This is a genomic window from Micromonospora sp. NPDC007271 (assembly GCF_040634005.1).
GTDB lineage: Bacteria > Actinomycetota > Actinomycetes > Mycobacteriales > Micromonosporaceae > Micromonospora.
In genome coordinates, this window is sequence record NZ_JBEYER010000003.1 from 35,790 (window position 1) to 60,654 (window position 24,865).

Consider the following 24,865-nt stretch of genomic DNA (forward strand, 5'->3'; position numbering starts at 1 on the left):
AACAACCTGTGAGCCGACCCGGCCCGGCGGGGGCTCAGCGCAGCAGCCGACGCAGCCCGTCCAGCGCGCCGTCGAGCAGCCGGATCGCCGTCCGCAGCTGGGTGTCGGTGAGCCGGCCGGCGCGGACCAGCGCGCCCACCTCGACGGTGAACGCGGCCAACCGCTGGTCGAACTCGGCGAGCAGGGTGGACTCGCCGCTCGGCGCCGGGCCGCCGGTGGCCGTGGGCCGGGTCCGCGGCGGCTCCCAGCGGGCCTGCCGGGTCTGCCGGGCTGCCTCGCGCAGCTCCCGCTTGAGGTCGCGCACCGAGCCGCGTACCTCGCTGCGGATCTCGCCGGCCAGGGCGGACAGATCCTCCACGGAGGCGGTGATGTCCGATTCCAGGGTGGCCAGTTCGTCGGCGCGCTGCCGCAGCTCCGCGCGGCCCGCCTCGGTGATCTCGTACACCTTGCGGCCGCCGGCCGCGGTGTGGGTGACCAGCCCCTCGACCTCCAGGCGTTGCAGCCGGGGGTAGATGGTGCCGGCGCTCGGCGCGTACAGGCCGAGGAAGCGGTCCTCCAGCAGCCGGATCAGCTCGTAGCCGTGCTTCGGGCCGTCGTCGAGGAGCTTGAGCAGGTAGAGCCGGAGCCGCCCGTGACTGAACACGGCGGTCACGGCAGCTCCTCCACGTCGTCCGGGTCCTCGACGGGGCGGGCGAGCAGCGCGATGCTGCCGGAGGTCGCGGACGCCCAGAGCTTACCGCCGCCCGCGCCGAGCACCCCCTGGCTGTCCTTCATCGAGCCGAACCCGGAGCCCCCGCTCACCTGCGGGAAGCCGCTGGTGATCCGGCCGGAGGTGGTGTGCAGGTGGACGGTGAGATCGCTGTCCTCGCGGACCCGGACGGTGATGCTGCCGGAGATGGCGCTGAGCCGGATCTCACTGCCGCGCGGGGTGTCCAGGTCGCAGGTGATCGATCCGGAGACGGCGTGGGCACGCACCCGCTCGGGTGCGCTGTCGGCGAGGATCAGCTCGCCGGAGACCGTCTCCAGGTCCAGGTCGCCGGCGACCCCGAGCGCCTCCACCGGACCCGAGGTGACCTTCGCCGTGGTGCGACCGCGCAGCCCCATCAGGGTGACCTGGCCGGAGGTGACCTCGACCCGGGTGTCCCGGCGCAGGCCGGAGACGACCAGCGAGCCGTCCACCAGGTGCAGGTCGGCCAGCACGTCGGCCGGCACGGCGACGGAGACCTCGGCCCGGAACCGGCGGCCGAGCTGGCCGAGCCACCAGAGGAAGCCGGGCCAGCGGGGGTGCCGCTCGTGCCCGACGAACAGGCGGCCGTCGCGGTGCTCGACGATCACCGGCCGGCGGCTGACCCGGGTGACGTCGATCCGCGCCGGGCCGTCGGCGGCGACCACGTTGAGCCGGCCGCTGATCAGCCGGACGTCGAGCCGGGTGACCGGCCCGTCCAGGGTGAGCCGCTGCGGGCTGTCGACCGTCCAGCTGGACATGGCGTCCTCCCCTCGGGTGACGCGCCGACCCCGGCACGTCGAGTGACGAGAGGAATCGTAACGCGATACATCGCGACTGAACAAGACCTGTCGCGACTATGTCGCGACGGGCTCAGGCGGCCAGGTCCAGCGCCACCTGCCGGACGGCCGGCACGGTGGGGCCCTGATCGCCCGCAGGGGGCGCCGGGCACGCCCGTACGACCCGCCGGGCCGGGGTCAGGTGGACCGCCGACTCGGCCGCCCGGGCCAGCAGCCGCCGGTCCGCGTCCGAGGCCGGGTGCAGCGCGGCGGCCACCGTCACCGACACGGTCAGGTCCCGGGCGGCCAGCACTCGGCGGGCCGACTCCCAGAGCGTCTCCGCACCGAGGAACGCGGCCAACGTGGACCGGTCGCCGGCGTACCGGTAGGCGAGGCGCAGCGGCACGACCGGCACGCCCGCGTCCGCCGCGGCCTGGAACATCGCCGGCCGGAACCCCCGGCCGGGCCGGCAGTCGGCCGACTCGCCGCACCAGGTCGTCCCCTCCGGGAAGACCGCCACCGACTGGCCGGCGCGCAACGCGGCGGCCACCCGGCGGACCGTGGCCGGCAGGTCGCGCGGCCGGGCCCGGTCCACGAAGACCGTGCCGACGGCGGCGGCCAGCGGCCCCACCAGGGGCCACTCCCGCACCTCCCGCTTCGCGAGCAGCCGGGCCGGCGCGACCGCGAGCACGGCGAGGACGTCCAGCCAGGAGACGTGGTTGGCGACCAGCAGGGCCTGCCGGCGCGGCAGCCGGCCCCGGACCGCCAGCCGTACGCCGAGCGCGCGCAGGGTGGCCCGGGCCCAGCCGCGCAGCGCGGCCCGCCGCTCCCGTGCCGGCAGCAGCGGCAGCACCACGGCCAGCCCGATCCCGGCCAGCAGCATCCCGAGCACAGCCAGCAGCCGCCCGGCCCGGCGCGGGAGCGACACGGCCGGACCACCGGCGGCCGGCAGACACCACGGTCCGCAGCCCGAGGCGGGACGCCACAGCCCGTCGGCGGTCACGACGGCTCCCCGCCCAGGAAGTGCCGCAGGTAGCGCGGGTTCATCCGGTCCAGCGAGAACAGCACGTAGAAGTCGGCGCAGCCGAAGTCCGGGTCGTACGCCGGCTCGCCGCAGACCCACGCGCCCAGCCGCAGGTAACCACGGAGCAGCGGGGGGACCAGCGCGCGGCGTTCGGCCGGCGACAACTCCAGCTCGGCGCGTCCGCCGCCGCGCCCCGACCTGGAGCCGTCGGGCGACAGATCCAGCTCGGCGGGGGTGGGCGCCTCGGCGAACCACGGGCGGCGGGGCGTCACCCGCAGCGGCGGCGGGGCGAGGTGCCGGGCACTGGCCTGGCGCCACACCTCGGCGACCGCGACACCGCCGTCGGCCACCGGCACCGAGGCGCAGCCGCCGAGCCAGCGCGAACCGCGCAGGTGCAGGTAGCGGGAGATGCCGGCCCACATCAGGTTGATCACCGCGCCGGAGCGGTGGTCCGGGTGCACGCAGGACCGGCCCGCCTCGACCAGGTCGTCCCGGAGCGGGGCCAGCGGGGCCAGGTCGAACTCGCTCTCGGCGTACCGGCGGGCGGTCCGCCCGGGCGGGAGCAGGCGGTAGGTACCCACCACCTCGTCAGTGCCGTCGTGCAGCACCACCAGGTGGTCGCAGTGGGCGTCGAACTCGTCGCTGTCGAGCCCGGCCGCGCCGGGGTGCAGGGTCGCGCCGAGTTCGGTGGCGAACACCTCGTGGCGCAGGCGTTGTGCGGCCGCGACCAGCATCGGGTCGTCGGCGATCAGCAGGGTGTAACCGCTGGTCGTGAGCGGTGCGCCAGCGGCGTGCAGAACAGCCATGGGTACCTGTGTAAGCGGCGCGGGTTGCCGGCCCCGGGGATGAGGGGTGTCGATCCGGTGAACGCCGGCCCACCGGCCGCCACCAGGCGCGTCGATCATGGGGTTGGCCGCACGTTTCGCCCGGTTCCCGGCCGCCAACCTCATGATCGGCCGGGTGGAGGTCGCGCGGGTGGGCGTGCGAGGCTCGGGACCGGGCCGGCGAGAGGGCCGGTGGCGGAGCGCACGCGCGGAGGAGCTGCATGATCATCGAGTCCCGTTTTCACGGGCCGGCCGGGTCGGGGAACGGCGGGTGGAGCGCCGGGATCTTCGCCGCCGTGGCCGACGGCCGGGGGCCGGTGGAGGTCACCCTGCGCAAGCCGCCCCCGCTGGAGACCCCGCTGACCGCGGTCGACGGCGAGGTCCGCGACCCGGACGGCCAACTGGTCGCGCAGGTACGCCGGATCGAGGAGTTCCACGCCGTGGTCCCGCCGGTGGACCGGCCGACGGCCGAGGCGGCGGCGCGCGCGTACCCGGGGCTGGTCGAGCACCCCTTCCCCGGCTGCTACGTGTGCGGGCCGGAGAATCCGGACGGGCTGCGGATCTTCCCGGGCCGGCTGCCGGACGGGCGGACGGCCGCGCCGTTCCGCGCCCCGGCCGAGGTGGTGCCGGCGACGGTCTGGGCGGCACTCGACTGCCCCGGCGGCTGGGCGGTGATCGCGCCCGGCCGCCCGTACGTCCTGGGTCGGATCGCCGCGGTGGTCGCGGCGCTGCCGCGGCCCGGCGACGAGTGCGTGGTGACCGGCGCGATGGTCGGCGGCGAGGGGCGCAAGGCCGAGGTGCACTCCAGCCTGTACGGCCCCGACGGGGCCCTGCTCGGGTACGCCCGGGCCACCTGGATCGCGCTGCCGGCGGCGTGACTCCTCCTCCCTGAGGACGACCGCCTCCTGCCCACGACGGAGAAGGCGGTACGCGTCCCGCCTGATTGACCCGGTTGCGCGGGGTTGCCAGGCTGTGCCACGGCGCTTTCCGCAACGGCGCCCCCACCGGCGCGCCCGCGCGCCGGGTCAGGAGAGGAGAACGATGTCCGACGGGCAGTCAAGCCCCAGCGCCGGGACCGGCCAGATCGTGGTGTCCGGACTGACCAAGCAGTACAAGAACGTCCGGGCGGTCGACAATCTGTCCTTCACCGTCGAGCCGGGGCGGGTGACCGGCTTCCTCGGCCCGAACGGCGCCGGCAAGACGACCACCCTGCGCATGCTGCTCAACCTGGTCACCCCGACCGCCGGCGCGGCGACCATCGACGGCCACCGGTACGCCGACCTGACCGACCCGCTGCGCTCGGTGGGCGCGGTGCTGGAGGCGTCGAGCGCGCACAAGGGCCGCACCGGCATCAACCACCTGCGGGTGATCTGCGCGGCGGCCGGCCTGCCCCGCGAGCGGGCCGACGAGGCGCTCGCGCTGGTCGGGCTGACCCCGGCGGCCAACCGCAAGTTCAAGGGCTACTCGCTGGGCATGAAGCAGCGGCTCGGCATCGCCGCCGCGATGCTCGGCAACCCGCGGGTGCTGATCCTCGACGAGCCGGCCAACGGCCTCGACCCCGAGGGCATCCGCTGGATGCGCGGCTTCCTCAAGGGGCTGGCCGCCGAGGGGCGGACGGTGCTGGTCTCCAGCCACCTGCTCTCCGAGATGCAGCTGCTCGCCGACGACGTGGTGATCATCGCGGCCGGACGGCTGGTCCGACAGGGGCCGGTGGACCAGGTGATCGGCTCGATGGCGCACGGCACCCGGGTGCGGGTCCGCACGCCGCAGGCCGAGGAGCTGGCCGCGGCGCTGCGTGAGCAGTCGGCCACGGTGGACCGCGACGGCCACGGCGCGCTGCTGGTGGCCGGGCTGGACGCGCCGGCCGTCGGCCGGGCGGCCCTGGCCGCCAAGGTCGAGCTGCACGAGCTGACCACCGAGCGCCCCGACCTCGAGGGGGTCTTCCTGGAACTGACGGCCGGAAAGGCGGAGATCCGATGAACCTGGTCCGGTCGGAGCTGCTCAAGATCCGTACCACCAGCACCTGGTGGGTCCTCGGGCTCATCTCGCTGCCGCTGTGGGCCCTCACCCTGCTGATCAACTGGTGGCAGACCGACGCGCTGGCCAGCGGGAATCTCGGCGAGGTGCCGGCCGAGCAGGCCGACCGACTCCACGCCGCGCAGGTTGCGGAGAACCTAGCCGCCAACCTCTACACCAACGGGCAGTTCTTCGGCCTGCTCATCGTGATGTTGCTCGGCATCATCGTGGTGACCAGCGAGTTCTTCCACCAGACGGTGACCACCACGTTCCTCACCGCGCCTCACCGCACCGCGGTGATGCTGGCCAAGCTGGTCGCCGCGGCCGGGCTGGCGATGGTGCTCTGGCTGGTCACCACCGTGCTCAACCTGGTGTTCGGAGGGCTGATCCTGAGCAGCGTAGACATCGGCTCCCATCTCGGCGGTGGCGCGGTGTGGCGGGCAATCGGGCTCAACGCGCTGGCGTACCTGCTCTGGGCGGTGCTGGGGGTCGGCATCGGGGTGCTGATTCGCAGCCAGATCGGCGCTACGGTGACGGGCATCCTGCTCTACCTGGGCGGCGCGATCGGCGCCATAACCGTGTTCGCCGTCCTGGCCGCCAAGTTCGGCGAGGGGGTCAACAAACTCCAGGTGCTGGTGCCGTCGCTGGCCTCGTCGCTGATGGTTACCGGCACCGAGATCCCAGGAAACCCGCCGCGCTGGGTCGGTGCCCTCGTGCTGGTGGGGTACGCCCTGGTCAGCGGGGTCACCGGCGTCCTGATCACGCGGCGGCGGGACATCGCCTGAGCCGTACCCGCAACGGCCCCGGCAGGTGACGAGCGTCACCCACCGGGGCCGTTCGGCTCCTAGCAGGAGTCGACGGAACACGCAGCGTTTGCCGAACTTCTGCCATCTTCTGTGAAACGGGCCACCCGCCGGAGGCGAGAATGCCCGCGCCGGTCGTACGGCGTAGCCTGGGACCCGTCCGTGCGCCCGTTTCCGGGCACCGCCGGACACCGCGTGCATACGAACCCGCGTGAAAGAGGCGATCAGCGGCCGTGTCGACCCAGCAAACTTCGCAGGAGAACCCACTGGCGGGTTTCGGCCCGAACGAGTGGATCGTCGAGGAGATGTACCAGCGCTATCTCGCCGACCCCTCGAGCGTGGACTCGGCCTGGCACGACTTCTTCGCCGACTACCGGCCGGCCCCGGGCGCCGCCACCCCGCGCCCGGACGGCAAGGCCGCGGCGGCCACCCGGCCCGAGCCGGGTGAGCAGCAGGAAGCCGTCGCCAGCGTCGCCCAGCAGCCGACCCCCGCCAAGCCGGCCCCCGCCGCCAAGGCCACCCCGGCGAAGGCAGCCCCGACGGCAGCGGAGAAGCCCGCCGCCAAGCCGGCCGCCGCGCCGAAGCCCGCCGCCAAGGCGCCGGCGGTGAGCGCCGCCGGCACCACCCCGCTGCGCGGGGTCGCCGCCAAGATCGTCCAGAACATGGACGCCTCGCTCTCCGTGCCGACCGCGACGAGCGTGCGCGCGGTCCCGGCGAAGCTGCTGGTCGACAACCGCATCGTGATCAACAACCACCTGGCCCGCGGCCGCGGCGGCAAGGTGAGCTTCACCCACCTGATCGGGTACGCGATGGTCCGGGCGCTGGTCGAGCACCCGGAGATGAACAACTCCTACGCCGAGGTCGACGGCAAGCCGGCGATGGTCCGCCCGGAGCACGTCAACCTGGGCATCGCCATCGACCTGGCCAAGCCGGACGGCAGCCGCACCCTGGTGGTCCCCTCCATCAAGGCGTGCGAGCAGATGGACTTCCGGCAGTTCTGGCAGGCGTACGAGGACGTGGTCCGGCGCGCCCGCCGCAACGAGCTGACCATGGAGGACTACTCCGGCACCACCATCTCGCTGACCAACCCGGGCGGCATCGGCACGGTCCACTCGATCCCGCGCCTGATGCAGGGGCAGAGCGCCATCATCGGCGTCGGCGCCATGGAGTACCCGGCGCCCTACCAGGGCATGAGCGAGGCCACCCTGGCCGAGCTGGCGGTCAGCAAGGTCATCACGCTGACCAGCACGTACGACCACCGGATCATCCAGGGCGCGCAGTCGGGCGAGTTCCTCAAGGTGATGCACGAGCTGCTGCTCGGCGAGCGCGGCTTCTACGACCTGATCTTCACCTCGCTGCGCATCCCGTACGAGCCGGTGCGCTGGGTGCAGGACGTGGCCGTCAACTCCGAGGGCCAGATCAACAAGACCGCGCGGGTGCACGAGCTGATCCACGCGTACCGGGTGCGCGGCCACCTGATGGCCGACACCGATCCGCTGGAGTTCAAGATCCGCAAGCACCCGGACCTGGACGTCCTCCAGCACGGGCTCACCCTGTGGGACCTGGACCGGGTCTTCCCGGTCAACGGCTTCGCCGGCAAGCAGCGGATGAAGCTGCGCCAGATCCTCGGCGTCCTGCGCGACTCGTACTGCCGCCGGGTCGGCATCGAGTACATGCACGTCCAGGACCCGGAGGAGCGCCGCTGGATCCAGGAACGCATAGAGCGCAAGTACGAGAAGCCGTCCCCGGACGAGCAGAAGCACGTGCTCAACCGGCTCAACGCCGCCGAGGCGTTCGAGACCTTCCTGCAGACCAAGTACGTCGGCCAGAAGCGCTTCTCGCTGGAGGGTGGCGAGTCGCTGATCCCGCTCCTCGGTGAGGTGCTGGAGTGCTCGGCCGAGGCCGGGCTGGACGAGGTCGTCATCGGCATGGCCCACCGCGGCCGGCTCAACGTGCTGGCCAACATCGTCGGCAAGCCGTACGAGAAGATCTTCTCCGAGTTCGAGGGGCACCTCGACCCGCGCTCCACGCAGGGCTCGGGCGACGTGAAGTACCACCTCGGCCAGAACGGCAAGTTCACCACCCCGGACGGCGAGCACGCGGTCAAGGTGTCGGTGGTGGCGAACCCGTCGCACCTGGAGGCCGTGGACCCGGTGCTGGAGGGCATCGTCCGGGCCAAGCAGGACCGGATAGACCTCAAGCTGGAGGGCTACACCGTGCTGCCGCTGGCGGTGCACGGTGACGCGGCCTTCGCCGGCCAGGGCGTGGTCGCCGAGACGCTCAACCTGTCGCAGCTGCGCGGCTACCGCACCGGCGGCACGGTGCACGTGGTGGTCAACAACCAGGTCGGCTTCACCACCGCCCCGGAATACAGCCGGTCCAGCCTCTACAGCACGGACGTCGCCCGGATGATCCAGGCGCCGATCTTCCACGTCAACGGCGACGACCCGGAGGCCGTCGTCCGGGTGGCCCGGCTCGCCTTCGAGTACCGGCAGGCGTTCAACAAGGACGTCGTGATCGACATGGTCTGCTACCGCCGGCGCGGGCACAACGAGGGCGACGACCCGTCGATGTCCAACCCGCAGATGTACCAGATCATCGACTCGAAGCGGTCGGTCCGGAAGCTCTACACCGAGGAGCTCATCGGGCGGGGTGACATCACCGTGGAGGACGCGGAGGAGCTGCTCCGCGACTACCACGCGCAGCTCGAGCGGGTCTTCAAGGCCACCCGGGACGCCGCCTCCACGCCGCGCCAGGTCAGCCGGCCCCGCCGCGAGGAGGAGCCGGAGCCGCAGGTCGACACCGCCACCGACGCCGCCGTGGTCAAGGCGATCGGCGAGGCGCACGTCAACCTGCCGGAGGGCTTCACCCCGCACAAGCGGATCCAGCAGCTGCTGGATCGGCGGGCCAAGATGTCCGTCGAGGGCGGCATCGACTGGGGCTTCGGCGAGATCATCGCGTTCGGCTCGCTGCTGCACGACGGGGTCACCGTCCGGCTCGCCGGGCAGGACTCCCGGCGCGGCACCTTCGTCCAGCGGCACGCCGCGGTGGTCGACTCGAAGACCGGTGAGGACTACCTCCCGCTGAACTCGCTCACCGGCGACGGCGAGCGGTCCCGGTTCTTCGTCCACGACTCGCTGCTGTCCGAGTACGCCGCGATGGGCTTCGAGTACGGCTACTCGGTGGAGAACGTCAACGCGCTGGTCTGCTGGGAGGCCCAGTTCGGCGACTTCGTCAACGGCGCCCAGTCGGTGATCGACGAGTTCGTCTCCTCCGGCGAGGTGAAGTGGGGCCAGCGCTCCTCGGTCACCCTGCTGCTGCCGCACGGCCACGAGGGCCAGGGCCCGGACCACACCTCCGGCCGCCCGGAGCGGTTCCTCCAGCTCTGCGCCGAGGACAACATGCGGGTGGCCATCCCGAGCACCCCGGCGAGCTACTTCCACCTGCTGCGTCGCCAGGCCCTGTCGCCGAAGCGGAAGCCGCTGGTGGTGTTCACGCCGAAGTCGCTGCTGCGGCACAAGCTCTGCGTGTCGCCGGTGGAGGACTTCACCTCGGGCGGCTTCCAGCCGGTCCTGCGGGACACCGCCGCCCCGGCGCCGGCGCAGGTGAAGCGGGTGCTGCTCTGCTCGGGCAAGGTCTACTACGACCTGTTCCAGGCCCGGCAGGAGCGGGGGATCACGGACACCGCGATCATCCGGATGGAGCAGCTCTACCCGCTGCCCGTCGAGGAGATCCGGGCCGCCCTGGCGCAGTACCCGAACGCCGAGGACTTCGCCTGGGTCCAGGAGGAGCCGGCCAACCAGGGTGCCTGGTCGTTCGTCGCGCTCAACCTGCTGGAGCACCTGAGCGACGTCCGGCTGCGCCGCATCTCCCGCCCGGCCGCCGCCGCCCCGGCGGTGGGCTCGGCGAAGATGCACGAGGTCGAGCAGACCGCGCTGATCGAGGCGGCTCTCCCCCGCCCGTGACCTGACCGCGCCGCGAGCACCGGGGCAGCGACCGTACGACGGCCGCTGCCCCGCTCGCGTGGCGGTCCATCTCTCCGCGAGAGGACGGACATGTACTTCACCGACCGTGGCATCGAGGAACTCGTCGAGCGCCGGGGCGAGGAGCAGGTCAGCCTGGAGTGGCTGGGCGAACGGCTGCGCGACTTCGTCGACCTGAACCCCGAGTTCGAGACCCCGATCGAGCGCTTCGCCACCTGGCTGGCCCGGCTGGACGACGAGGACGACGAGTGACCGGGACGGATTGACGGCGGGCCGTTCCCTGGCGTCCACTGGAAGGCAGCGCCCACGGTCCGACGAGGACGAGTCGGACCACGCGCCGCCCGACGCCAGGGAGGCGGAGATGACTCCCGAACCCCGCAAACCGCCGCAGGACGCGGTGACCGTATGCCACCTGCGCCTCGGCATCGGATCCGTCGGCATCGCGCTGCCGGTCGTGCTGGTGGTCGGTCACCTGGTCGCGGCCCGCCGGCTCACCCTGCTCGACTCGCTCAGCAGCTACTACCACACGGAGATGCGCGACGTCTTCGTCGGCTCGCTGTGCGCCGTCGGGGTGTTCCTGATCGCCTACCGGTACCGCCGGCCGGACGACGCGCTGGGCACGGTCGCCGGGGTGCTGGCGGTCGCGGTGGCCCTCTTCCCCACCACGGTGGGCGCGCCGGCCGGCACGACCAGCCACAGCGACCGGATGGCCGGCGTGGTGCACCAGGTCGCCGCCGGGGCGCTCTTCGTGCTCCTCGCCGCCTTCTGTCTCTTCCTCTTCACCCGCCCGGACCGGGTCGGGGTGCCGCCGCGCCCGTCGGCCGTCCGGTTCTACCGCGTCTGCGGCGCGCTCATCCTGGCGGCGATCGCGATCGCGCTGGCGAGCACGCAGCTTCCCCCGGACGTACGACACGCGCTCAAGCCGGTGCTGTGGTGCGAGACGGTCGCCGTGTTCGCCTTCGGGGCGGCCTGGGTGGCGAAGAGCGACGCGCTGTTCCGAGCCACGGAGCCGACCGACGGGATCGACGCGGATCCGGGCAGCCGGCCCGTCGCGCCGACACCGTCCTGACGCTGACCGGGGCCGACGGCCCCGGGCAGAAGGACCCGGGCGAGGCGGCGTGCGATCTTGTAGCGTGAGGTCGTGGCGCGCAGCGTGTACCTGACCGGCGTGGGGTCGGGCGGGGGCAAGTCGACCATCGCACTCGGGCTGGCCGAGCTGCTGTCCCGGCAGGTCGAGCGGATCGGCGCGTTCCGGCCGCTGGTCCCCGGCACCGGGCCCGACCAGATCCTCACCCTGCTCACCGAGCGCTACCGGGTGGAGCTGCCGATCGACGAGCTGCACGGCTCGACGTACGCGGAGGCCACCGCACTGGTCGCCGACGGCCGGCGGGAGGAGCTGATCTCCCGGATCGTCGCCCGCTACCGGGAGGTCGAACGGCGTTGCCCGGCGGTGGTCGTGGTGGGCAGCGACTTCGCCGACGGGGACGGCGCGGGCCCCCGCGAGCTGGCCTTCAACGCCCGGCTGGCCACCGAGTTCGGCAGCGTGGTGGTGCCCGTCGTCGACGGGTTCGGGCAGCGGCCCGAGGCGGTCGCGGCGGCGGTGCGCGGGGCGTACCACGACCTGGCGGAGCTGGGCGCGACCGTGCTGGCCGTGGTGGCCAACCGGGTACCGGGGCCGATGACGCTGCCCGAGCTGCCCGTCCCCGCGTACGCGATCCCGGAGGTGCCGACCGTGTCGGCGCCGACGGTGGCCGAGGTGGCGGCGGCGCTCGGCGCCACCCTGCTCTCCGGCGACGACACCGCGCTGGACCGGGACGTCCTCGACTACGTGGTGGGCGCGGCGCACGTGCCCACCCTGCTGGACCATCTCACCGACGGCGCGTTGGTGATCACCCCCGGCGACCGGGCCGACCTGCTGGTGGCGGCGGGCGCCGCGCACGTGGCCGGGCAGGTCTCCCTGGCCGGCCTGGTGCTCACCCTCGGCGAGCAGCCCGACCCGCGGGCGATGCGGCTGGTCGAACGGCTGAACACCGGGCTGGCGGTGCTCTCGGTGACCAGCGACAGCTACGACACGGTCGCGGCGTCCAGCCGGATCGAGGGCCGCCCCAGCCCGGCGAACCCGCGCAAGGTGGAGGCGGCGCTCGGCGCCTTCGAGCGCTGCGTGGACACCGTCGACCTGGCCCGCCGGCTGCGGGTCAGCCGCTCCGGACGGGTCACCCCGCTGATGTTCGGGAACGACCTGATCGACCGGGCCCGGGCGCAGCGCCGGCGGCTCGTGCTGCCGGAGGGCGCGGAGGAGCGCATCCTGCGCGCGGCGGAGATCCTGCTGCGGCGCGGCGTCGCCGACCTCACCCTGCTCGGCCGCCCCGACGACATCGCCCGGCGCACCCGGGAGCTGGGCGTGGACCTCGGCGACGCACAGGTGGTCGACCCGGTCCGCAGCGAGTGGCGCGACGAGTTCGCCGACGAGTACGCCCGACTCCGCGCCCACCGCGGCGTGACCCCCGAACTGGCCCACGACATCGTCGCGCAGCCCAACTACTTCGGCACCATGATGGTGCACACCGGGCGCGCCGACGGCATGGTCTCCGGCGCCACCCACACCACGGCGGCCACCATCCGGCCGGCCTTCGAGATCATCCGGAACGTACCGGGCGTCTCGGTCGCCTCCAGCGTCTTCTTCATGCTGCTCGCCGACCGGGTGCTGGTCTACGGCGACTGCGCGGTCAACCCGGACCCGGACGCCGCCCAGCTCGCCGACATCGCCATCTCGTCGGCCGGCACGGCGGCCCGGTTCGGCATCGAGCCGCGGGTGGCGATGCTGTCGTACTCGACCGGCGACTCCGGCTTCGGGGCGGACGTGGAAAAGGTCGCGGCGGCCACCAAACTGGTCCGGGAACGCTGCCCGGGGCTGCTGGTGGAGGGCCCGATCCAGTACGACGCGGCGATCGACCCGCAGGTGGCGGCCACCAAGCTGCCGGACAGCCCGGTCGCGGGGCGGGCCACCGTGTTCGTCTTCCCGGACCTGAACACCGGCAACAACACGTACAAGGCGGTGCAGCGCTCGGCCGGCGCAGTGGCGGTCGGCCCGGTCATGCAGGGACTGCGGCGGCCGGTCAACGACCTGTCCCGGGGCGCCACCGTGCCGGACATCGTCAACACGGTGGCGATCACGGCCATCCAGGCCGCCGGGTCGCCGGAGGAGGTCGCGTGACCGACCGGATCCTGGTCCTCAACTGCGGGTCGTCGTCGGTGAAGTACCGGCTGTACGACGGCGAGGAGGTCCGCGACAAGGGCACCGTCGAGCGGGTCGGCGAGCCGGGCGGCGGGCCGGCCGACCACGAGAGCGCGGTCCGGGAGATCACCGACCGGCTCGACCTGACCGGGCTGGCCGGGGTCGGTCACCGGGTGGTGCACGGCGGCCGGAAGTTCAGCGAGCCGGCGCTGATCGACGATCGGGTCATCACCGCGATCGAGGACCTGGTGCCGCTCGCGCCGCTGCACAACCCGGCCAACCTGGCCGGCATCCGGGTGGCCCGGGCGGCCCTGCCCGACACTCCGCAGGTCGCCGTCTTCGACACCGCGTTCCACCACACGCTGCCCGAGGCCGCCGCGACCTACGCCATCGACCGCGGCGTCGCCGCGCGGTACGGCATCCGCCGGTACGGCTTCCACGGCACCTCGCACGCGTACGTCTCACGGCGCACCGCCGAGCTGCTCAGCCGGCCGTACGCGGAGCTGAACACGATCACCCTGCACCTCGGCAACGGGGCGAGCGCCTGCGCGGTCCGGGGCGGGCGGAGCGTGGCCACCTCGATGGGCATGTCCCCGCTGGAGGGCCTGGTCATGGGCACCCGCAGCGGCGACCTGGACCCGACCGTCATCTTCCACCTGCGCCGGGAGGCGGGGATGGGCGTGGACGAGATCGACGACCTGCTCAACCACCGCAGCGGCCTGCTCGGGCTGACCGGGGTCAACGACATGCGCGAGGTGCTGGCCCGCCGGGAGGCCGGGGACCCGGCCGCCGCGCTCGCCTTCGACGTCTACCGCCGCCGGATCACCGGGTACGTCGGCGCGTACTACGCCCTGCTCGGGCGGGTCGACGCGGTCACCTTCACCGCCGGTGTCGGCGAGCACGCGGCACCCGTCCGGGCCGCGTCGCTGGCCGGCCTGGAGCGGCTCGGGATCGCCGTCGACCCGGCCCGCAACGACGGCAGCGGCGACCGGGTGATCTCCCCGGACGGCGCCGAGGTCGCGGTCTGCGTGGTCAACACCGACGAGGAACGCGAGATCGCCCGGGAGACCCGGGAGGTCCTGGGCTCACCCGGCTGAGGCTGCCGCGACCGGCCGGCGGCAGGCGCGGGGTCCGGGTCCCGCGCCGTCAGCCCAGAGCCAACCAGGCCACCACGGCGATCACCACCACGACGGCGACGCCGATGCCGGCGATCAGCGGCAGTCGGGACGGCGCCCCGACCGCCGCTGCCGGCTCGGGCGACTCGACGAAGGCGCGGAACTGGGCGGTGTTGCCGCTCGGGTCGGTGTGGTTCTCAGCCATGCGCGTGACCCTAGCGAAGCTCGTCCACCCGGAGCGTTCCGCCGGGCCGGTGCCGACGATCCGGTCCGGCCGGTGGAGCCGGGTCGGCCTTGCGGTGGCGGCGCTCGGTCCGGACGTCCGGGCCGTACCGGCCACCCGGCCGCCTACCGTGAAGACGTGAAGATGCTGCGGCTGGTCGCCGCGCTGGTGACGGCGCTGCTCGCGGGTTGTGGTTCGGCCACCGCCACCACCGGCGATCCCGCCCCGCCCACCGTCGGGGAGGCCCCGCAGCAGGCGTACGCCGTCGGTGTACGGCAGTTCGTCGTCGACCCGGGCGGCCCCCGGCCGCTGCCGGTCACCGTCTGGTACCCGGCCACGGCGGGTCCGCCGGTCGTCCGGCCGGACGCGGCGGTGGCCGCCGGGCGGTTCCCGGTGGTGATCTACAGCCACGGGCTGCACAGCCTGCCCGAGCTGCACGCCCCGCTGACCACCCGCTGGGCCGCCGCCGGCTTCGTGGTCGCCGCGCCGACCTTTCCGCGGACCAACCTGCGGGCGCGGAACTTCACCCGGGACGACGTCCGCAACCAGCCCGCCGACGGCTGGCGCCTGATCCGCCATCTGGTACGCCTCGACACCCGCCGCGGCGACCCGCTCGCCGGGCACCTGGCCGTCGACCGGATCGCCGCAGCCGGCCATTCGGCGGGCGGCTTCACCACGGCCGGCATGTTCACCTCCGGGCACTCGGCCCGGCTGCGCGCCGGGATCGTGCTCGCCGGCGGCGGGCTGGCCGGCAGCTTCGCCGGGCCGGTGGCGCCGCTGCTGTTCGTGCACGGCGGGGCCGACCCGATCGTGCCGGAGTCGGTCGGCCGGGCCGCGTACGCCCGCGCGCCCTGGCCAGCCGCCTTCCTGAGTCTCCCCGGCCAGGGCCACGGCGAGTACCTGATCCCTGGCCGTCCCGGCTTTCCCCAGGTCCTCGCCACCATCCTCGACTTCCTCCGGTGGACCCTCTACGACGACCGCGCCGCCCTGCACCGCCTGCCCCGCGACGCCCAACTCCCCGGCGTCACCACCCTCACCAGCCGCCTCCCCCGCTGACCGCCCACCCACTCCGGCGGGGGTGGTGGGTAGGGTCGGGGGTGTGGGTGTGGTGGCGGGGCGCCAGCTGGATGCGATCCGTGAGGTGACTGCGCTGGCCGAGCGGGCCGGCATCGCGGTGTGGTTGCGCGGCGGCTGGGCGATGGACTTCCACCTCGGCGAGGTGACCCGGCCGCACGCGGACGTCGACTGGTACTGCTGGCGACGCGACGCCGACACACTGGCGGACCTGCTCAGCGCGGAGGGCTGGCGGTCCGACCCGCGGCTGCCCGTCACGACCCAGCTCGACCTGCTCCGCGGCGACGTCGAGCTGAGCTTCGCGTACCTCGATCGGGACGCCGACGGCCGGGTGGTGGTCGGTGGCGGGCCGTGGGCCGGGACCCCGCTGCCCGAGGGGATGCTGGACGCCCGGCCGGGCCGCATCGGCCCGCTGGTCGCACCGGTCATCAGCGTCGCCGCGCAGATCGAGTTCAAGGAGATGTTCCCGGTCTGGATGCCGGCCCGGCCCCGCCGCGCCAAGGACGCCGCCGATTTGGCCCGCCTCCGCGGCAGCATGCCCGGCCAAGCCTGACCGCCGGTCCCGCGCGATCCGGGGCCGGCCGGTGCGGATCACGAGGCAGAATCGGCTTCATGCTCCGTCGCCGTGCCGCGCTGGCCGCCGCCGCCCTGCTCACCGCTGGTCTCGCCGGCTGCTCGAGCGGGACCCTCCCGGCCCGGCCGGCCGCACCGAGCGCGTCACCGAAGACGAGCGCTCCGGCGCCCCGGGTACCCGCCGGGCATGCCCCCACCGAAAGCTTCGCCGTCGGCGTACGCCAGCTGAAGCTGAACCGCGACGGCGACCGCGCCCTCCCGGTGACCGTCTGGTACCCGGCGTCGGGCGCGGCGGGCGGGGCGCCCGAGCGGTCCGCGGCGGCGGCCGACGGGCGGTTTCCGGTGGTGATGTTCAGCCACGGGCTGGGCGCCCGGCCGGAGGACTACCAGCTGCTGCTGAGCCGCTGGGCGGCGGCCGGGTTCGTGGTGGCCGCGCCCCGGTTCCCGCACACCGGCGCGGGCGGCGACGGCAACGTGCTCGACGTGCTCAACCAGCCGGCCGACGTGTCGTACGCGCTGACCCGGGTGCTGGCCCTCGACGAGAAGCCGGACGACCCGCTGCACGGCCGGCTGGACACCGACCGGGTGGCCGCGGCCGGGCACAGCGCGGGCGGCGTGACCACCATCGGGCTGTTCACCGCCGGCCGGGACGACCGACTCGACGCCGGCATCGTCTTCGCCGGTACGGCGCTCGGCGTCGGCACCGCCTTCGCCGGGGCCGCCGCGCCGCAACTCTTCGTGCACGGCCAGGCCGACGAGGTGGTGGACTACGCCGCCGGCAAGGCGGTCTATGACGCGGTGCCGTGGCCGAAGGCGATGCTGAGCCTGCCCAAGGGCGACCACGGCCGAGCCCTGCTCAGCGACGGCGGGACGCTGCGGGTGGTCGCCGACACCACGGTCGAGTTCCTGCGCTGGACGCTCTACGGGGACGCGGCGGCGAGGCAACGCCTCCCCGCCGACGCCACCCGCGGCGGCCTGGCCACCCTCGACAACCACCTCTGACCCCCTCCCCGCCCCCTGCCCAACCTTGTTGATCAAGAGGTTTACGTCAGAATCCGGGCCCCGGATGACGCAAACCTCTTGATCAACGGGAGCAGGCGAGGGGGAGGGGGGTGGGGGTAAGGGGGGTAAGGGGGTTAGGCGGTGTGGTCGATGACGACCTTGCCGAAGACCTTGCCGGAGGCCAGGCGGGCGAAGCCCTCCTCGATCCGGCTGAACGGCACCACGCAGTCGACCACGGGGTGTACCTCGTGCTCGGCGCAGAACGCGAGCAGCTCGGTGAGCTCGCCCGGGGTGCCCATCGAGGCGCCGAGGATCTCCAGCTGCATGGCGAAGACCCGGCGCAGGTTGACCTTGGGCTCGTGACCGGCGGTGGCGCCGGAGACCACGATCCGGGCCATCGGCGCCGCCGACTTCAGCGAGTGGTCGAAGGTGGCCGCGCCGACCGTCTCGATCACGACGTCCACCCGCTCGGGCAGCCGGGCGCCCGGTTCCAGCGCGGTCGCGCCCAGCTCGGCGATCCGCTCCCGCTTCGCCGCGTCGCGGCTGGTCGCGTACACCCGCTTGCCGAGCGCGACGCCCAGCGCGACGGCCGCGGTGGCCACGCCCCCGCCGGCCCCCTGCACCAGCACCGACTCACCCTCGTCCACCCGGCCCTTGGTGGTGAGCATCCGCCACGCGGTGAGCCAGGCCGTGGGCAGGCAGGCGGCGTCGGTCGCCGACAGGCCGTCCGGCAGCGGCAGCAGGTTCATCCGGGGTACGGCCACCCGCTCGGCGAAGGTGCCGGGGAAGTGCTCGGAGAGGATGGAGATCCCCCGTGGATCGCCCGGGGTGGGCACCACCGGGTAGATGACCACCTCGTTGCCGTCCGGGTCGGTGCCGACCGCGTCGCAGCCGAGGATCATCGGGAGCTCGTCGCCGCTGAGTCCCACCCCGCGCAGTGACCAGAGGTCGTGGTGGTTGAGCGAACTGGCCCGCACCTGCACGGTGACCCAGTCCGGATCGGGGTGGGCCGGCTCGGGGCGGTCGCCGACGGTGAGCGCGGCGAGCGGGTTGTCGGCGTCGATGGCCGAGGCATATGCGGCACGCATGATCGGCACCGTAACAAGCTGAGCGGCCGTTAAGAAGGGGCCCTTCCTGTGCAAAGAGCGATAAGAGGGGCCCCTCCTACGCCTCAGCGGCGGGCGACGCCGTCGCGGCGGGCGGCCTCGGCCACCGCCTCGGCGACCGCCGGGGCGACCCGCGGGTCGAGTGGCGAGGGCACGATGGCCTCCGCGGTGAGCGTCTCGGCGACCACGTTCGCGATGGCGTCGGCCGCGGCCACCTTCATCCCGTCGGTGATCCGGGTGGCCCGGGCGTCCAGCGCGCCCCGGAACACGCCGGGGAAGGCGAGCACGTTGTTGATCTGGTTGGGGTAGTCACTGCGCCCGGTGGCGACCACCGCGACGTGCCGGGCGGCCACCTCCGGGTGCACCTCGGGGGTGGGGTTGGCCAGCGCGAAGACGATCCCGCCGGGGGCCATCCCGGCGACCGCCGCCTCGGGGATCTGCCCGCCGGAGACGCCGACCAGCACGTCCGCGCCGCGCAGCGCCTCGCTGACGTCGCCCTGCCGACCGTCGGCGTTGGTGGTCTCGGCGAGTTCGGCCTTGCTCCCGGTCAGCTCGCGGTGCCGGCCGATGATGCCCTTCGAGTCGCAGACCACGACCTGGTCCGGGTTCACGCCCCCGGCGATCAGCATCTTCGTCACCGCCACGCCGGCCGCCCCGGCCCCGCTCACCGCCACCCGCAGGTCACCGAGCTTGCGGTCCAGCAGGGTCGTCGCGTTGCGCAGCGCGGCCAGCACCACGATGGCGGTGCCGTGCTGGTCGTCGTGGAAGACCGGGATCGGCAGCGCCTCGTCCAGCCGGCGTTCCACCTCGAAGCAGCGCGGGGCGCTGATGTCCTCCAGGTTGATCCCGCCGAACGAGGGGGCGAGCGCGCGGACCGCCGCGACGATCTCGTCCACGTCCTGGGTGTCCAGGCAGACCGGGACCGCGTCCACGCCCGCGAACTGCTTGAACAGCACCGCCTTGCCCTCCATCACGGGCAGCGCGGCGCGGGGACCGATGTTGCCCAGACCGAGTACGGCGGAGCCGTCGGTGACCACGGCGACGGTGTGCGACACCCAGGTGTAGTCGTTGACGAGGTCGGGGTTGGCGGCGATCGCCTCGCACACCCGGGCCACGCCCGGGGTGTACGCGAGGGAGAGGTCCTCCCGGCTGGTCAGCGGAACGGTCGAGGCGACCGCCATCTTGCCGCCGGCGTGCAGCCGGAAGACGGGATCAGCAGGATCCGGGGTGGACGTAGACATGGTGACTCCAGGATCTGTCGAGCAGACGGACCGGTCCGGCTCGGCGCGCGCGGTCAGCGGCCAGCGGGGCGGCGGTGCGGGGGGTCACCCGGGCACTTTCCGAGCATAGTGGCGCGCCCGTCACTCAGGTGTGAGCGGGGTCATATCCACTGTCGCCGACCTTTGACCAACCCGGGACGCGGCCAGTAGCGGGCCACCACCCGGCCCCGGACGTCCGCCACCCCGTACGCCCGGGAGTCGTCGGTGACCAGGGCGTTGTCGCCGCGTACCCACCAGCCCCCGGCCTGCGGACGGACCGCGCGCTTGACGACGAGCAGGTCGGGGCGGCTACGGAAGACGGCGACCACCACGTCGCCCGGGCGGACCGGCCGGCCGCCGGTACGCACGAGCACCGCGTCCCCGTGCCGCAGGGTCGGGGCCATGGAGGGGCCGGTGACCAGCACGGCCGCCAGCGGCCCGCGCAGCACGGGCGGGGCGGAGCCGTTCGTGGCACCCACCGGGTTTCACCTCCCGCCCGTCGGGGAGCATCTCCAGGAGTAAGGTCGGCTTGGATCATCGCAAACATCCCATGGAGGACCCTGATGCGCCTTCCCCGCATCCTCACGCCCCGTGTGACCGCCAGCGCCCACTGCGACCTGCCGTGCGGCGTTTACGACCCGGCCCAGGCCCGCATCGAGGCGGAGTCGGTCAAAATGATCTGCGAGAAGTACCAGTCCAACACCGACCCGGAGTTCCGCACGCGCGCCATCCTCATCAAGGAGCAGCGCGCCGAGCTGGTCAAGCACCACCTCTGGGTGCTCTGGACCGACTACTTCAAGCCGGCTCACTTCGAGAAGTACCCCCACCTGCACCAGCTCTTCAACGAGGCGACCAAGATGGCCGGCGCCGCCGGCGCCAAGGGCGCGACCGACCCGGCGAAGGCCGACGAGCTGCTCTCCAAGATCGACGAGATCTCGAAGATCTTCTGGGAGACCAAGCAGGCGTGACGCTGCCCGAACCGGCACCGGCGATCCGGCCGGCACGTCCCGAGGACGTGCCGGCCGTCGTCGCGATGGTGCACGAACTCGCCGACTACGAGCGGGCCCCCGAGCAGTGCCACCTCACCGAGGAACAGCTCGCCACCGCGCTGTTCCCGACTGCTCCGGGTCGCGGCGCGGACGCGCCGAGCTGGAGTGGTCGGAGCCCCGAGCCGGCCCTCTTCGGCCACGTCGCGGTGGACGCGGCGGAGCAGCCGGTGGGCTTCGCCCTCTGGTTCCTCAACTTCTCCACCTGGGAGGGCGTGCACGGCATCTACCTGGAGGATCTGTACGTCCGTCCAGCCGCCCGGGGCACCGGGGTCGGCCGCCGGCTGCTCGCCACCCTGGCCGAGATCTGCGTCGAGCGCGGCTACCGGCGGCTGGAGTGGTGGATGATCAACTGGAACCCGGCGGCCCGCTTCTACGCGTCCATCGGGGCGAACCCGATGGACGAGTGGGTGCCCTACCGACTCACCGGACCGGCCCTGCACGACCTCGCCGCCCAGGCGGCCGCCGCGCCCACGCACCCGGCGGGCTGAGCGGGTAGAGTCCCGCACCGGGGGGATGAGGCGTGACTCAACTGACCGGCCAGCCGACCACCGACGACGATGTCGTGCACCTCACCGTGCCGGCCGACGGCGGTTATCTCGGCGTGCTCCGCACCGCCACGGCCGGCCTGGCCGCCCGGCTCCAGTTCGCCCTCGACGAGATCGAGGACCTGCGCATCGCGGTGGACGAGGCGTGCGCGATGCTGCTCGCCATCGCCACCCGCAACGCCGAGCTGGAGTGCCGGTTCGCGGTCACCGAGGACGCGCTCACCGTCGAGGTGGCCGTGCCGACCGTCCGGGGAGCCACCCTCCCCTCCGAGTCGTCCTTCGCCTGGAAGGTGCTCACCGCGCTGACCACCTCGGCGTCCGCCCGGGCCGCCGACGGCCGGGCCACCATCTCCCTGCTGACCCGCCGCGCCTCCGGCTACTGACCCGCCCCGACGCCTCCGGCTACCGGCCCGCTGCGGCGCGGCCACCGGCCCGGCGGCCGCGCGCTGCGGGAGGCCGGGCGGATCACCGGAAGCCGAGGGCCCGGTTGGTCGGCGAGCTGACCAGCAGCCCGGTCACCCCGAGGCCGAGCGCCATGAGCGGCAGCCCCAGCCAGCCCAGCCCGCCCTGGATCATGTACCAGCCGACGGGCAGCAGCATGAGTTCGAGCACGATGGCCGGTGCCCGGGCACCGGACTTCCGGCGGACCAGCGCACCGCCGAGGGCCCAGAGCGCCGCCGCCCCGGCCACCGCGAACGCGGTCACCAGCAGGGCCGAGGTCAGGTCGGTGCTGCGCGCGGTCAGGTCGGACCAGATCAGCCACGCCGCTACCACCCCGAGCGCCACCGCCTCGGCGTGCAGCAGCCGGACCGCCCAGCGCAGCGGGGCGGGGACCGGGTCGGAGTCAATCGTCACGGGCGACACGATACCCGTGGGTAGGCGCGGTACAGTGCCGCGCATGCGGGCCGTCCTGGTGGTCAACCCGAAGGCCACCACCACAAGCGAGCGCAGCCGGGACGTCCTGGTCCGGGCGCTGCGCAGCGAAGTCGACCTGTCGGTGCGGTACACCCGCCGGCGGGGCCACGCCACGGACCTGGCCCGGGAGGCCGCGGAGGAGGGCGTCGACCTGGTGGTCACGCTCGGCGGCGACGGCACGGTCAACGAGGTGGTGAACGGCCTGATGACCGCCGAGCCGCCGACCTTCCGCACCGGGGAGACCCCGGCGGAGCGGTTGCCGGCGCTGGCCACCGTCCCGGGCGGCTCCACCAACGTCTTCGCCCGCGCGCTCGGCCTGCCGCGGGAGTGGCCCGACGGGACCAGCATGATCCTTGAGGGGCTGCGCCTGGGCCGGTCCCGCACCATCGGCCTGGGCCGGGCGGACGACCGCTACTTCACCTTCTGCGCGGGCTTCGGAATCGACGCGGCGGTGATCCACCGGGTCGAGCAGGCCCGCCGGCGGGGCCGGGTCTCCACGCCGGCGCTCTACCTGCGGTCGACGGTGAGGCAGTTCTTCCTGGCTTCGGACCGCCGGCATCCCTCGATCATTCTGGAGCGTCCGGGCGAGGCCGCGGAGGCCGAGTTGGCCACCGTCATCATCCAGAACACCGCGCCCTGGACCTACCTGGGCGAGCGGGAGATCAACCCGAACCCGGAGGCGTCGTTCGACCTCGGGCTGGACGTGCTCGCCATGCGCCAACTCCGGGTGGGCAGCACGGCACGTACGGTGACGCAGTTCTTCTCCCGGACGCCCGACCCGCACGGCCGGCAGGTGCTCCGGTTGCACGACGTGCCCGAGTTCACCCTGCTCTCGGCCCGTCCGCTGGCCTTCCAGCTGGACGGGGACTACCTGGGCGAGCGGGAGAAAGTCAGATTCACATCCATTCCCGCCGCACTGAGAGTAATCTGCTAGATCCTGGGTACTCGCGTCGGTTGACCGGGCAACCCACCGCTCCCCCCGCGGTGGGCGACGGCTCCGGCTGGTGGCGCGGCGTCAGACGCGCCGCGCTGGAGCCATCGAAGCCACGCCGACGGGAAGGTGCCGAAATGTCAGCAATGTCACGCAGACTGTACTACATTGATCCTCGGCTGTGGCACACCGGGTAACCAGAGCGCTCGGAAACCCGGACAAAAGGGTGGTGAGCCCGCTCACTGTTCGGAGTTTTTCCGAGCGGCACCCTTGACATCCCGACAGTTCGTGAAAGTATTCACAAGCGAACTCGTGTTACCGGGACATTGCCTGGATATGCTCGGCAGGTTGAGCGGTTCCGGCAGGTCCCCGGCCCGAACAGCCTGCTCACGCAGCGCCGAATTGATGGATGCTGACCGTCACCAATCGGCAATGCGGACGCATATAGGAAAAGCAACGAAGCGTTATCTGGCCCCCACTTAAGAATGAGGAGTGTTGCCGCCATGGACTGGCGCCACGATGCCGTCTGCCGCGACGAGGACCCGGAGCTGTTCTTCCCGATCGGGACGTCCGGTCCGGCCCTCCTGCAGGTGGAGCAGGCCAAGGCCGTCTGCCGGCGCTGCCCGGTGACGGACCAGTGCCTGCAGTGGGCGCTGGAGTCCGGTCAGGACGCCGGCGTCTGGGGCGGGATGAGCGAGGAGGAGCGCCGCGCGGTCAAGCGCCGCGGCGGGCTCCGGGTGCTGCGCGCTCACTCCGCCTGATCGCACCGCACAGCACGCCCCGGCCGGGTTCCCCGCCGGGGCGTCTTGCTGTCCAGCCCCCGGCCGGCCCTGCCCCCGACGATCATGAGATTGACGGCGCCGTGGCCCGCGCCGAGCGCCGCCAACCTCATGATCAGCCGGGCCGGGCGGCGTCAGGCGGGTTGGCCGGCGTCAGGCAGGTTGGGCGGCGTCAGGCGGGTTGGGCGGCGTCAGCTGGGCGGCGGCGCGGCGGAGGATCAGGTCGGCGAGGTCGGGGGCGTCGGCCAGCGGCGCGGCGACGGCCACCGCGCCGGCATCCCGGGCGGCGACGCGCACGGCGTCGTGGAACAGGCCGGGCGCCAGGAAATAGGCGGCCACCCCGACCCGGCGGGCCCCGGCCGCCCGCAGCTTCGCCACCGCGACCCCGGCCGACGGGGGCGCCGCCGAGGCGTACGACACGTGGCAGGGGACACCCAGCTCGGCGCCGAGCGCCGCGGCGACCCGGCCCACCGAGCCGCGCGCCCGGGGATCGCGGGTGCCGGCCGCGGCCAGCACCAGGGCGTCGTACCCGCCCGGCGCCGCCTCGGCCAGCCGGCGGCGCAACCCGGCGAGCAGCGCGCCGTCCACCGGCCCGGCGGCCGGCCCGAGCACGTCGGCGACCCGTACGTCGATCGGCGACCCGCCCTCCCGGGCCGCGGCGACGGCCGCCGGGATGTCGACCTTCCGGTGGTACGCGGCGGTCAGCAGCAGCGGCACCAGCACCGCCCGGGGATGACCGGCGGCGGCCAGGTCGCGCAGGACGGCGGCCGGCCCGGGCTCGCTGTGGTCCAGCCAGCTCGGCCGCACGGTGGCGCCAGGACGAGCGGTCGCCACGGCCCGGGCCAACGCGCGAGTCGCCTCGGCCGCCCGCGGGTCCCGACTGCCGTGTGCGACCAGCACCATCGG

The 24,865-nt window shown here is 73.5% G+C and carries 27 protein-coding genes; 17 read left to right on the forward strand and 10 right to left on the reverse strand.

Annotated features, from left to right (window positions below; all coding sequences use genetic code 11):
* Positions 1-34: 34 nt before the first annotated feature.
* The 4 genes from ABZ570_RS02005 to ABZ570_RS02020 form a co-directional block, all read right to left on the reverse strand.
* Entirely contained in the window at positions 35-652 is a 618-nt protein-coding gene (locus ABZ570_RS02005; protein WP_358055763.1) for a PadR family transcriptional regulator, read from the reverse strand.
* The gene (locus tag ABZ570_RS02010) at positions 649-1,485 is read right to left on the reverse strand and encodes a DUF4097 family beta strand repeat-containing protein (protein WP_358055765.1); all 837 of its coding nucleotides are present in this window, start codon (positions 1,483-1,485) and stop codon (positions 649-651) included. Before ABZ570_RS02010 ends, ABZ570_RS02005 begins: the two co-directional genes overlap by 4 nt.
* A 112-nt stretch (positions 1,486-1,597) precedes the next feature.
* Complete coding sequence (locus ABZ570_RS02015) at positions 1,598-2,506, reverse strand: lysophospholipid acyltransferase family protein (protein ID WP_358055767.1); 909 nt, start codon at positions 2,504-2,506, stop codon at positions 1,598-1,600.
* Complete coding sequence (locus ABZ570_RS02020) at positions 2,503-3,333, reverse strand: GNAT family N-acyltransferase (RefSeq protein ID WP_358055769.1); 831 nt, start codon at positions 3,331-3,333, stop codon at positions 2,503-2,505. The genes ABZ570_RS02015 and ABZ570_RS02020 overlap by 4 nt, the downstream gene beginning before the upstream one ends.
* A gap of 239 nt (positions 3,334-3,572) precedes the next feature.
* Here ABZ570_RS02020 and ABZ570_RS02025 point away from each other — a divergent pair, with 239 nt between their 5' ends.
* The 8 genes from ABZ570_RS02025 (at position 3,573) to ABZ570_RS02060 (ending at position 14,485) form a co-directional block, all read left to right on the forward strand.
* Positions 3,573-4,229 (forward strand): hypothetical protein, encoded by a 657-nt coding sequence (locus ABZ570_RS02025; RefSeq protein ID WP_358055771.1) that lies wholly within the window; start codon positions 3,573-3,575, stop codon positions 4,227-4,229.
* A 163-nt stretch (positions 4,230-4,392) separates the two neighbouring features.
* Positions 4,393-5,331, forward strand: a complete 939-nt coding sequence (locus ABZ570_RS02030) for an ATP-binding cassette domain-containing protein (protein ID WP_358055773.1) — start codon at positions 4,393-4,395, stop codon at positions 5,329-5,331.
* Positions 5,328-6,152 carry an ABC transporter permease gene (locus ABZ570_RS02035; protein WP_358055775.1) on the forward strand — a complete coding sequence of 275 codons (825 nt, stop codon included), beginning with the start codon at positions 5,328-5,330 and terminating at the stop codon, positions 6,150-6,152. Before ABZ570_RS02030 ends, ABZ570_RS02035 begins: the two co-directional genes overlap by 4 nt.
* 251 nt (positions 6,153-6,403) lie before the next feature.
* Positions 6,404-10,135, forward strand: a complete 3,732-nt coding sequence (locus ABZ570_RS02040; protein WP_358055777.1) for a multifunctional oxoglutarate decarboxylase/oxoglutarate dehydrogenase thiamine pyrophosphate-binding subunit/dihydrolipoyllysine-residue succinyltransferase subunit — start codon at positions 6,404-6,406, stop codon at positions 10,133-10,135.
* 90 nt (positions 10,136-10,225) lie between these two features.
* Positions 10,226-10,405, forward strand: coding sequence for a DUF6104 family protein (locus ABZ570_RS02045; protein ID WP_091124467.1), 180 nt, complete (start codon positions 10,226-10,228; stop codon positions 10,403-10,405).
* 109 nt (positions 10,406-10,514) lie between these two features.
* Positions 10,515-11,222 carry a DUF998 domain-containing protein gene (locus ABZ570_RS02050; RefSeq protein WP_358055779.1) on the forward strand — a complete coding sequence of 236 codons (708 nt, stop codon included), beginning with the start codon at positions 10,515-10,517 and terminating at the stop codon, positions 11,220-11,222.
* 72 nt (positions 11,223-11,294) lie between these two features.
* The gene (pta, locus tag ABZ570_RS02055; protein WP_358055781.1) at positions 11,295-13,367 is read left to right on the forward strand and encodes a phosphate acetyltransferase; all 2,073 of its coding nucleotides are present in this window, start codon (positions 11,295-11,297) and stop codon (positions 13,365-13,367) included.
* Positions 13,364-14,485 (forward strand): acetate kinase, encoded by a 1,122-nt coding sequence (locus ABZ570_RS02060; protein WP_358055783.1) that lies wholly within the window; start codon positions 13,364-13,366, stop codon positions 14,483-14,485. Before pta ends, ABZ570_RS02060 begins: the two co-directional genes overlap by 4 nt.
* A gap of 49 nt (positions 14,486-14,534) precedes the next feature.
* Here the strand turns inward: ABZ570_RS02060 and ABZ570_RS02065 are convergent, their stop codons facing one another.
* Positions 14,535-14,708, reverse strand: coding sequence for a hypothetical protein (locus ABZ570_RS02065; RefSeq protein WP_358055785.1), 174 nt, complete (start codon positions 14,706-14,708; stop codon positions 14,535-14,537).
* Between ABZ570_RS02065 and ABZ570_RS02070 the strand changes: the two genes are divergently transcribed.
* The 4 genes from ABZ570_RS02070 to ABZ570_RS02085 are packed head-to-tail and all read left to right on the forward strand — an operon-like array spanning position 14,707 to position 17,375.
* Positions 14,707-14,868 (forward strand): hypothetical protein, encoded by a 162-nt coding sequence (locus ABZ570_RS02070; RefSeq protein ID WP_358055787.1) that lies wholly within the window; start codon positions 14,707-14,709, stop codon positions 14,866-14,868. The genes ABZ570_RS02065 and ABZ570_RS02070 overlap by 2 nt on opposite strands.
* Positions 14,865-15,782, forward strand: a complete 918-nt coding sequence (locus tag ABZ570_RS02075; RefSeq protein WP_358055789.1) for an alpha/beta hydrolase — start codon at positions 14,865-14,867, stop codon at positions 15,780-15,782. The genes ABZ570_RS02070 and ABZ570_RS02075 overlap by 4 nt, the downstream gene beginning before the upstream one ends.
* Before the next feature lie 43 nt (positions 15,783-15,825).
* Complete coding sequence (locus ABZ570_RS02080; protein ID WP_358055791.1) at positions 15,826-16,353, forward strand: aminoglycoside adenylyltransferase; 528 nt, start codon at positions 15,826-15,828, stop codon at positions 16,351-16,353.
* 59 nt (positions 16,354-16,412) lie between these two features.
* The gene (locus ABZ570_RS02085; RefSeq protein WP_358055793.1) at positions 16,413-17,375 is read left to right on the forward strand and encodes a chlorophyllase; all 963 of its coding nucleotides are present in this window, start codon (positions 16,413-16,415) and stop codon (positions 17,373-17,375) included.
* A 134-nt stretch (positions 17,376-17,509) separates the two neighbouring features.
* Here the strand turns inward: ABZ570_RS02085 and ABZ570_RS02090 are convergent, their stop codons facing one another.
* The 3 genes from ABZ570_RS02090 to ABZ570_RS02100 form a co-directional block, all read right to left on the reverse strand.
* Positions 17,510-18,472 carry a zinc-binding dehydrogenase gene (locus ABZ570_RS02090; RefSeq protein ID WP_358055796.1) on the reverse strand — a complete coding sequence of 321 codons (963 nt, stop codon included), beginning with the start codon at positions 18,470-18,472 and terminating at the stop codon, positions 17,510-17,512.
* 74 nt (positions 18,473-18,546) lie between these two features.
* A complete protein-coding gene (locus tag ABZ570_RS02095; protein ID WP_358055798.1) occupies positions 18,547-19,722 on the reverse strand; it encodes an NADP-dependent malic enzyme in 1,176 nt (391 codons plus the stop codon).
* Positions 19,723-19,862: 140 nt separating this feature from the next.
* Complete coding sequence (locus ABZ570_RS02100) at positions 19,863-20,219, reverse strand: S24/S26 family peptidase (protein ID WP_358055800.1); 357 nt, start codon at positions 20,217-20,219, stop codon at positions 19,863-19,865.
* An 84-nt stretch (positions 20,220-20,303) separates the two neighbouring features.
* Between ABZ570_RS02100 and sodN the strand changes: the two genes are divergently transcribed.
* Genes sodN through ABZ570_RS02115 form a run of 3 tightly spaced genes read left to right on the forward strand, consistent with a single transcriptional unit; the run spans position 20,304 to position 21,717 of the window.
* Positions 20,304-20,708: a superoxide dismutase, Ni gene (gene sodN, locus ABZ570_RS02105; RefSeq protein WP_358055802.1), complete on the forward strand. Its 405-nt coding sequence runs from the start codon at positions 20,304-20,306 to the stop codon at positions 20,706-20,708.
* The gene (locus ABZ570_RS02110; protein WP_358055804.1) at positions 20,705-21,277 is read left to right on the forward strand and encodes a GNAT family N-acetyltransferase; all 573 of its coding nucleotides are present in this window, start codon (positions 20,705-20,707) and stop codon (positions 21,275-21,277) included. Before sodN ends, ABZ570_RS02110 begins: the two co-directional genes overlap by 4 nt.
* Positions 21,278-21,309: 32 nt before the next feature.
* Positions 21,310-21,717: an ATP-binding protein gene (locus tag ABZ570_RS02115; RefSeq protein WP_358055806.1), complete on the forward strand. Its 408-nt coding sequence runs from the start codon at positions 21,310-21,312 to the stop codon at positions 21,715-21,717.
* A gap of 82 nt (positions 21,718-21,799) precedes the next feature.
* Here ABZ570_RS02115 and ABZ570_RS02120 read toward each other — a convergent pair whose 3' ends face one another.
* A complete protein-coding gene (locus ABZ570_RS02120) occupies positions 21,800-22,189 on the reverse strand; it encodes a hypothetical protein (RefSeq protein ID WP_358055808.1) in 390 nt (129 codons plus the stop codon).
* Positions 22,190-22,232: 43 nt separating this feature from the next.
* Here ABZ570_RS02120 and ABZ570_RS02125 point away from each other — a divergent pair, with 43 nt between their 5' ends.
* Both ABZ570_RS02125 and ABZ570_RS02130 read left to right on the forward strand, forming a co-directional pair.
* Complete coding sequence (locus ABZ570_RS02125) at positions 22,233-23,183, forward strand: diacylglycerol kinase family protein (protein WP_358055810.1); 951 nt, start codon at positions 22,233-22,235, stop codon at positions 23,181-23,183.
* Between the two features lie 500 nt (positions 23,184-23,683).
* Positions 23,684-23,941 (forward strand): WhiB family transcriptional regulator, encoded by a 258-nt coding sequence (locus ABZ570_RS02130; RefSeq protein ID WP_073834718.1) that lies wholly within the window; start codon positions 23,684-23,686, stop codon positions 23,939-23,941.
* 171 nt (positions 23,942-24,112) lie between these two features.
* Here ABZ570_RS02130 and ABZ570_RS02135 read toward each other — a convergent pair whose 3' ends face one another.
* Positions 24,113-24,862: a CbiX/SirB N-terminal domain-containing protein gene (locus ABZ570_RS02135; protein ID WP_358055970.1), complete on the reverse strand. Its 750-nt coding sequence runs from the start codon at positions 24,860-24,862 to the stop codon at positions 24,113-24,115.
* Positions 24,863-24,865 lie beyond the last annotated feature (3 nt).

Bases quoted from the DNA above. Each gene is read 5' to 3' on its own strand.
- ABZ570_RS02010 (WP_358055765.1), bottom strand. From the start codon at position 1,485: ATGTCCAGCTGGACGGTCGACAGCCCGCAGCGGCTCACCCTGGACGGG.
- ABZ570_RS02020 (WP_358055769.1), bottom strand. From the start codon at position 3,333: ATGGCTGTTCTGCACGCCGCTGGCGCACCGCTCACGACCAGCGGTTAC.
- ABZ570_RS02025 (WP_358055771.1), top strand. From the start codon at position 3,573: ATGATCATCGAGTCCCGTTTTCACGGGCCGGCCGGGTCGGGGAACGGC.
- ABZ570_RS02030 (WP_358055773.1), top strand. From the start codon at position 4,393: ATGTCCGACGGGCAGTCAAGCCCCAGCGCCGGGACCGGCCAGATCGTG.
- ABZ570_RS02035 (WP_358055775.1), top strand. From the start codon at position 5,328: ATGAACCTGGTCCGGTCGGAGCTGCTCAAGATCCGTACCACCAGCACC.
- ABZ570_RS02045 (WP_091124467.1), top strand. From the start codon at position 10,226: ATGTACTTCACCGACCGTGGCATCGAGGAACTCGTCGAGCGCCGGGGC.
- ABZ570_RS02050 (WP_358055779.1), top strand. From the start codon at position 10,515: ATGACTCCCGAACCCCGCAAACCGCCGCAGGACGCGGTGACCGTATGC.
- ABZ570_RS02070 (WP_358055787.1), top strand. From the start codon at position 14,707: ATGCGCGTGACCCTAGCGAAGCTCGTCCACCCGGAGCGTTCCGCCGGG.
- ABZ570_RS02065 (WP_358055785.1), bottom strand. From the start codon at position 14,708: ATGGCTGAGAACCACACCGACCCGAGCGGCAACACCGCCCAGTTCCGC.
- ABZ570_RS02085 (WP_358055793.1), top strand. From the start codon at position 16,413: ATGCTCCGTCGCCGTGCCGCGCTGGCCGCCGCCGCCCTGCTCACCGCT.
- ABZ570_RS02095 (WP_358055798.1), bottom strand. From the start codon at position 19,722: ATGTCTACGTCCACCCCGGATCCTGCTGATCCCGTCTTCCGGCTGCAC.
- sodN (WP_358055802.1), top strand. From the start codon at position 20,304: ATGCGCCTTCCCCGCATCCTCACGCCCCGTGTGACCGCCAGCGCCCAC.
- ABZ570_RS02125 (WP_358055810.1), top strand. From the start codon at position 22,233: ATGCGGGCCGTCCTGGTGGTCAACCCGAAGGCCACCACCACAAGCGAG.
- ABZ570_RS02130 (WP_073834718.1), top strand. From the start codon at position 23,684: ATGGACTGGCGCCACGATGCCGTCTGCCGCGACGAGGACCCGGAGCTG.
- ABZ570_RS02135 (WP_358055970.1), bottom strand. From the start codon at position 24,862: ATGGTGCTGGTCGCACACGGCAGTCGGGACCCGCGGGCGGCCGAGGCG.